This is a genomic window from Streptomyces cyaneofuscatus (assembly GCF_042718795.1).
In the GTDB taxonomy this organism is placed as follows: Bacteria; Actinomycetota; Actinomycetes; order Streptomycetales; family Streptomycetaceae; genus Streptomyces; species Streptomyces cyaneofuscatus_A.
Genome location: NZ_JBHXOX010000051.1, coordinates 1 through 7,184 on the forward strand (window position 1 = coordinate 1; position 7,184 = coordinate 7,184).

A 7,184-nucleotide genomic window follows, 5' to 3' on the forward strand; every position below is an offset into this window, starting at 1 on the left:
TACTGCAGGGGGGACCCTGTGGGAGAGTAGGACGCCGCCGAACAATTTTTCCGGGAAAGCCCCGCACCGTATGGTGCGGGGCTTTTCTGCGTTCCGAGCGTCTAGGGTCGGACCATGCGCTACGAACTGGTCATCTTCGACAACGATGGTGTGCTCGTCGACAGTGAGCCGATCTCCAACACCATCCTCGCCGGCTACCTCACCGAACTCGGTCACCCCACCTCGTACGAGGAGTCGCTCCGCGACTACATGGGGGCCGCCGTGCACCGGGTGCACGACCTCGTCGAGGAGCGGGGTGGCGAGAAGCTCCCCGCGGACTTCGAGACCACCCTCTACACCCGCACCTTTGCTGCTTTCCAGCAGGAGCTGGTGGCGGTGGACGGGGTCCAGGACGTGCTCGGCAAGCTCGTGGCCGACGGGGTCGACTACTGCGTCGCCTCGTCCGGGAGCCACGAGAAGATCCGGGTCGGGCACCGGAAGACCGGGATCGACCAGTGGTTCGAGGAGGAGTGGATCTTCAGCTCGGAGGACGTCGGGCGGGGGAAGCCGGCGCCGGACCTGTTCCTGCACGCCGCCGAGCGGATGGGCGTCGCGCCGGAGCGGTGCGTCGTCATCGAGGACAGCCCGCTCGGTGTCGAGGCGGCCCGGGCCGCGGGGATGGACGTGTACGGGTTCACGTCGATGATGCCCGCCGATCGGCTGACCGGAGTGACCGGGTACTTCTCGGACATGGCCCAACTCCCGGAACTGCTCGCCTGATCCATCTACCCATGGGTAGATCCTGGGCCTACGCTCGCGGCCATGACAGACGCGGGCATGACACGTCCGGGCGCGGTCGGCCCGGGTTTGCGGCACGGCAGGGCCTCTCTGGCACTGAGCTTCGGCGTCCAGGGGGTGGCGTTCGCGCTCCTCGTGACGCGTATCCCCGCCCTTCAGGACCAGTACGGGATATCCGACGGGCTGCTGCCCGTCTTCCTGGCCGCCGTCCCGATCCTGGCGGGCGTCGGCAGCGTACTCACCGAGAAGGTGGTCGCGCGGGTGCGGCCCGGGGTCGTCCTGCGGTGGGCGCAGCCCCTCGTCCTGCTGTCCCTGCTCGGGGTGGGGGCCGGCCGTGAGCTCTGGCACATCGCCGTGGCGCTCGGGGTCTTCGGGCTGGCGGTCGGGGCGCTGGACGCCTCGATGAACATGATGGGCGTCAGCCTTCAGCGGGCGTACGGGCGCTCCATCATGCTCGGGTTCCACGCCGCGTACAGCCTCGGGGGGATCGCCGGGGCGTCGCTGGCGTGGGTCGGGGCGCGGTGGGATCTGTCGCTGTTCGTGTCCTACCTCCCTGTGGTGGCCGTCCTGCTGCCTGCCGCGCTCCTCGGCAGCCGGTGGTACACGGAGGGGCGGAGTCCGAAGGGAGCCGGTGACGAAGGCCCGAAGGCTCCCGGCGGGGGCCTCTCGTTCAAGCTGCTGCTGCCGCTCTGCCTGGTGATGTGTTTCGCGTACATCGGTGACTCGACCGTCTCCAACTGGAGTGCCAAGTACCTCCAGGACGTGCTCGGCAGCTCGGAGCAGATGTCGACGCTTCCGTACAACGTCTACATGGTGACGACGCTGCTGGGGCGGGCCGTGGGGGACCTCGGGGTGCGGCGGTTCGGGGCGGTGGCCGTGGTGCGGGGCGGGAGTCTGCTGGCGGCCGGCGGGTTCGCGGTGGTGGCGGGGGCGCCGGGGGCCTGGGTGGGGATGCTCGGGTTCACCATGCTGGGGCTCGGGCTCTGTGTGATCGTGCCGCAGACCTTCGCGGCGGCCGGGCGGTTGTTCCCGGGGAACAGTGACGCGGCCGTGGCCCGGCTCAATATCTTCAACTATGTGGGGTTCCTGGTGGGTTCGCCGCTGGTGGGGGTTCTGGGCGATGCGTGGAGCTACCGGGGCGCCATGCTCGTACCGATGGTTCTGGTGCTGGCGACGCTGGTGTATGCCCGCTCGTTCGCTCCGAGCCCCGCCCGATACGGTGGCGGGCATGAGCGGCCGCGCACAGCTGATGTGGGATGACGCAGTTACGGGATACGACTTCGGGGAGAGCCACCCCATGGACCCGGTCCGCCTCGCCCTGACGATGGGGCTGGTGCGGGCGTTCGGGCTCGATGCGGCGGTGGACCTGCGGTCGGCGAAGCCGGTCGGGGACTCGACGCTGCGGCTCGTGCACCGGCAGGACTACGTGTCCGCCGTACGGGCCGCCTCCGCGAATCCGCGGGCCGCCGACCAGGACTACGGGCTGGGTACGGTGGACGATCCGGCGTTCGCCGGGATGCACGAGGCGTCCGCGTTGATCGCCGGGCTGTCCGTCGGGGCCGCCGAGGCCGTGTGGCGCGGGGAGACCGCGCACGCGGTGAACTTCACCGGGGGGCTGCACCACGCCATGCCGGGCGCGGCCGCCGGGTTCTGCATCTACAACGACCCGGCCCTCGCCATCGCCCGGCTGCTGGAGCTCGGCGCCGAGCGGGTCGCGTACGTCGATGTGGACGTCCACCACGGGGACGGGGTGCAGGCCGCGTTCTGGGAGGACCCGCGCGTCCTGACGATCTCCTTGCACGAGCACCCGAGGACCCTGTTCCCGCAGACCGGGTGGCCGGAGGAGACCGGGGCCGGGGCCGGCGAGGGGGCCGCGGTGAACCTGGCGTTGCCCGCCGGGACCGGGGACGCCGGGTGGCTGCGGGCGTTCCACGCCGTCGTGCCCGAGCTGCTGGCCGATTTCCGGCCCCAGGTGCTCGTCACGCAGCACGGGGCCGACACGCACTTCGAGGACCCGCTCGCCCATCTCGCCGTCTCCCTGGACGCCCAGCGGGCGGTGATGGAGTCCTGTCACGAGCTGGCGCACCAGTACGCCGAGGGCGGGCGGTGGGTGGCGCTCGGCGGGGGCGGGTACGCGGTGGTGGATGTCGTACCGCGGTCGTGGACGCATCTGGTCGGGATCGCCGCGCATGCTCCCGTCGATCCGGAGTCGGTGGTGCCGCCGTCGTGGCGCGATCTGGTCTACGCCCGTACGCGGCAGTTGGGGCCCGGTCGGATGACCGACGGGCGAACGCCGTCCTGGCCGTCCTGGGAGGACGGGTACGACCCGGCGGACCGGCTGGATCAGGCCGTCCTCGCGACCCGTAAGGCGGCGTTCCCGCTGCGGGGGCTGCTCGCCTGACGTCCGCGTACCGGGTGGGCATTGTGCCGTGCGGTTACGCCAACGGTGGGGCGTACCGGGAATTCGGCCCGCCCGGGCCGGGTGATGCGGCAGCATCCCGAGGGTGTTGAGCACCGGGGCGTTACGCGCCCATCTGCTGGCGGCCCGGCTGGCCGGGCCCGTTGCCACGTCGCGCGAGGACAGTCTGCGCAGCTACCGGCTGTTCGCCGCGCGGGATCCGCGGGTGATGCTGGGGCTGACGCCCGAGCGGGCCTGGGGTGAGCCGGAGGTGCTGCGGCTGATGGCCGAGCGGTGCGGGGTCTCGGCCGATCCGGGGCATGTGTCGGGTCCGGACGCGATCGATCCGGAGCGGACGGTGGCTGGTCTGGACGCGTTCGCGGAGCGGCTGGGGCGGGTGGCGTCGCTGCGGGCGCCGGTGCTGCTGGGGACCGGGCATCCGCACCGGTTGCTGGGGTTCTACGCCGGGCTGGCAGACGCCTTGTCGTCGGCGGGATGTCCTGTCCTCACCCCCGCGCAGGGGAGATGTATCGACATGACGACCCGGTTCGGCGTACGTACGTACCGTCTCGACTACGTACGGGGGGTCGCGCTGGTACGTGAGCCCGGGGGGCGGCCCTCGGGTGGTGAAACCGGCGCACACACGCATTCGCCGCTGCCGGTCCGGGTGGCGCTCCAGGACGCGGCGGAGCGGTACGGGGTTCTTCCGGAGCTGGTGATCGGGGATCACGGGTGGGTCTGCGGCGCAGGTCAGCTCGGTATCGAGGCGATCGGACCGGCGGATACGGATGATCCCGCGCTCTTCGTCGGCGAGGCCGAGGGGCGGGTTTCGGTCGTCGTACCGCTGGATGACGGGGTGCGTTCGCACTACTACCGGCCACTGGCGCGGTATGTGCTCCACCGGGCCGGTCTGTCCGCGTAGCCGCCCAGGCGTCCCTCCTCTTCCCCACTCGCACCACCCGCCCCTAACCTGGGGAGTGAGCGCACAGCGACGAAGAGTCACCGGAGGGGAAGCCGGTGCGCGTCCGGTGCGGAAGGTACAGGTGGGTCATGGCTGCTGACAACGAAAGGCCTCTCAACGAGGTCAGGTTTCTGACCGTGGCGGAAGTCGCCTCGGTCATGCGAGTGTCGAAGATGACCGTGTACCGCTTGGTGCACAGCGGTCATCTGCCGGCGGTCCGGGTGGGAAGGTCCTTCCGGGTGCCGGAGCAAGCGGTTCACGCGTATCTCCGCGAGTCCTTTGTGGGGGTGGAATCAGCCTGAGGCCGCCCTCGAAAGCCTGAGGAAAGCCCCCGGACCGCCTGGGGTCTGCCCTCGGACCTCCTGGGTTTGCCCTCGGATTACGTCCCTCACCCGGTGGCGGGTAGGCTAGGCCGACGTAGGTCGTGTGGGCCCAGACGCCCCGCACCAGTGAAGAAGAAGTGAGCGAGGGTAGTCGTGGGCTCTGTTATCAAGAAGCGGCGCAAGCGGATGGCCAAGAAGAAGCACCGCAAGCTGCTCAAGCGCACGCGCGTTCAGCGTCGCAACAAGAAGTAAGCGAACGCAGTTCGTGAGATCCGCAGCCCTCCCGCCGTCCTGGCGGGGGGGCTGCGGTGCGTTTCGGGGCACGGGGTCGTCACAGGGAACCGTCCAAGCGCTACGGTGACGGCCAGGGAAGTTACCGCGGGAAGCAGGGGAACAGGGAAGCAGGGTTCGGCTTCCCCTGCCGACGGAAGGCGCTGGTCTTGGGGAAGGTCGTCCTCGTCACAGGAGTGGCCCGGCAACTGGGGGGCCGTTTCGTCCGGCGCGTCCAGCGCGATCCCGGGGTGGAGCGGGTGATCGCCGTGGACGCGGTCGAGCCCGCGCATCCGCTGGGGGAGGCGGAGTTCGTCCGCGCGGACATCCGGCAGTCCGCCCTGGCGCGGATCCTGGCCGAGTACGCGGTGGACACGGTCGTGCACCTGGACGTCTCCGGCAAGGCGCTCGGCACCGCCGGCCGGACGGCGATCAAGGAGACCAACGTCATCGGCACCATGCAGCTGCTCGGCGCCTGCCAGAAGTCGCCGACCGTGCAGCGGCTCGTGGTGAAGTCCAGTACCAGCGTGTACGGGTCGGCGTCCCGCGATCCGGCGGTGTTCACCGAGACCACTCCGCCCAAGTCGCTGCCGAGCGGCGGGTTCGCGAAGGACGCGGTGGAGGTCGAGGGGTACGTACGGGGCTTCGCCCGGCGGCGGCCGGACGTCGCGGTGTGCGTGCTGCGGTTCGCCAACATCCTGGGGCCGCGGCCGGACTCGCCGCTGGCGGACTACCTGTCGCTGCCGGTCCTGCCGACGGTCTTCGGCTACGACCCCCGGCTCCAGTTCGTGCACGAGGACGATGTGGTCGACGTCCTCCAGGTCGCCGCCCGCGAGCCCCGGCGCGGGACGCTGAACAGCGGGACGTTCAACATCGCCGGGGAGGGTGTGCTGTTGCTCTCCCAGTGCTCGCGGCGGCTGGGGAAGCCGACCGTGCCGGTGCTGCTGCCCGCCGTCACGTGGGTCGGCTCGGCGCTCCGTACGATCGGGATGACCGACTTCTCGCCGGAGCAGATCCGGCTGCTGACCCACGGCCGGGTGGTCTCGACCGTGCAGATGCGCGACACCCTCGGTTTCCGGCCGGAGTTCACCACGGCCGAGACGTTCGCGGAGTTCGCGCGGAGCCGGGGCCCGGGGCTGCTGCCGCCGGAGACGGTGGGCAGGGCGGTGGACCGGCTGGCGGAGCTGCCGCTGCCGGGGGGTGCCGGGCCGCGGGAGCGCGGGGCCGGTGCGGTACAGACGACTCACGGCGCCAGGTAGAGGAGCGCGGCCACGATGGCGGATGCCAAGGTCATTCCGTTCGACGACGACCGTTCGCGGTCCGGTGGCGGCTCGCGTCCGGCCCGGCGCCGGACGGGGAGCGGCAGCGGTGGGCGGGGCGACGGCGCCACGGCCCCTGTGAGCGCCCTGCCGGGCGGCCGGCTCCCCGATGACCCCCTGGAGGGTGCGGCGGACCCGCAGGAGCCTCAGCGGCCCCAGGAGTCGTCCTTGCGGGAGGCGGGCGGTGGTGGCTGGGACCGGCGGATCGCGGGCGGGCTCGCGTTCCTGCGGCGGCGGGTCACCGGTGACTACGAGGTCGACGAGTTCGGCTACGACAAGGAGCTCACCGACCAGGTCCTGATGTCGGCGCTGCGGCCGCTGGCGGAGAAGTACTTCCGGGTCGAGGTGAAGGGCATCGAGAACATCCCGTCGGAGGGCGGGGCGCTCGTCGTGGCCAACCACTCCGGGACGCTGCCGCTGGACGGGCTGATGCTCCAGGTCGCGGTGCACGACAACCACCCGGCCGAGCGCCATCTGCGGCTGCTCGCCGCCGATCTGGTCTTCCAGTTGCCGGTCGTCAACGAGCTGGCCCGGAAGGCCGGGCACACGCTGGCCTGTGCGGAGGACGCGCAGCGGCTGCTGGAGCTCGGCGAGATCGTCGGGGTGATGCCGGAGGGGTTCAAGGGGATCGGGAAGCCGTTCGGCGACCGGTACAAGCTCCAGCGGTTCGGGCGGGGCGGGTTCGTCTCGACGGCGCTGCGGGCGGGGACCCCGATCGTGCCGTGCTCGATCGTGGGGGCCGAGGAGATCTACCCGATGATCGGCAACGCGAAGACGCTGGCGCGGCTGCTGGGCTTCCCGTACTTCCCGATCACGCCGACGTTCCCGTGGCTGGGGCCGCTGGGTGCGGTGCCGCTGCCGACGAAGTGGACGATCCAGTTCGGTGAGCCGATCCCGACGGACGGCTATCCGCCGGAGGCGGCGGAGGACCCGATGCTGATGTTCAATCTGACGGACCAGGTGCGGGAGCAGATCCAGCACACGCTGTACAAGCTGCTGGTGCAGCGGCGGTCGGTCTTCTTCTGAGGGCCGGGGTACGCGAGAGGGGGGGGGGGGCGGGGCCGCGGGGCCGCCCCCCCCCCGCGGGGGCCGAAGGCGGGGGGGGGTGGGTGGGGACCCGCGCAACCCGGGCGCGG

At 71.2% G+C, this 7,184-nt stretch carries 8 protein-coding genes; all 8 read left to right on the forward strand.

What is annotated here, in order from left to right; genetic code table 11:
- Positions 1–114 precede the first annotated feature (114 nt).
- On the forward strand, positions 115–759 hold the full coding sequence (locus tag ACFWRT_RS36270) for an HAD family hydrolase (RefSeq protein WP_380956050.1): 645 nt from the start codon (positions 115–117) through the stop codon (positions 757–759).
- Positions 760–801: 42 nt separating this feature from the next.
- Positions 802–2,037, forward strand: coding sequence for an MFS transporter (locus ACFWRT_RS36275; RefSeq protein WP_380956051.1), 1,236 nt, complete (start codon positions 802–804; stop codon positions 2,035–2,037).
- Positions 2,006–3,178, forward strand: coding sequence for an acetoin utilization protein AcuC (locus ACFWRT_RS36280; RefSeq protein WP_380956052.1), 1,173 nt, complete (start codon positions 2,006–2,008; stop codon positions 3,176–3,178). Before ACFWRT_RS36275 ends, ACFWRT_RS36280 begins: the two co-directional genes overlap by 32 nt.
- A 103-nt stretch (positions 3,179–3,281) precedes the next feature.
- Positions 3,282–4,097, forward strand: a complete 816-nt coding sequence (locus ACFWRT_RS36285; RefSeq protein ID WP_380956054.1) for a phosphatase — start codon at positions 3,282–3,284, stop codon at positions 4,095–4,097.
- 128 nt (positions 4,098–4,225) lie between these two features.
- Positions 4,226–4,438 (forward strand): helix-turn-helix domain-containing protein, encoded by a 213-nt coding sequence (locus ACFWRT_RS36290; protein ID WP_192806960.1) that lies wholly within the window; start codon positions 4,226–4,228, stop codon positions 4,436–4,438.
- A gap of 174 nt (positions 4,439–4,612) precedes the next feature.
- Complete coding sequence (locus ACFWRT_RS36295; protein ID WP_003948845.1) at positions 4,613–4,711, forward strand: 30S ribosomal protein bS22; 99 nt, start codon at positions 4,613–4,615, stop codon at positions 4,709–4,711.
- A 188-nt stretch (positions 4,712–4,899) separates the two neighbouring features.
- The gene (locus ACFWRT_RS36300; RefSeq protein ID WP_380956056.1) at positions 4,900–5,988 is read left to right on the forward strand and encodes an NAD-dependent epimerase/dehydratase family protein; all 1,089 of its coding nucleotides are present in this window, start codon (positions 4,900–4,902) and stop codon (positions 5,986–5,988) included.
- Between the two features lie 15 nt (positions 5,989–6,003).
- A complete protein-coding gene (locus ACFWRT_RS36305; RefSeq protein ID WP_380956057.1) occupies positions 6,004–7,074 on the forward strand; it encodes a lysophospholipid acyltransferase family protein in 1,071 nt (356 codons plus the stop codon).
- The last annotated feature ends 110 nt before the right edge of the window (positions 7,075–7,184 follow it).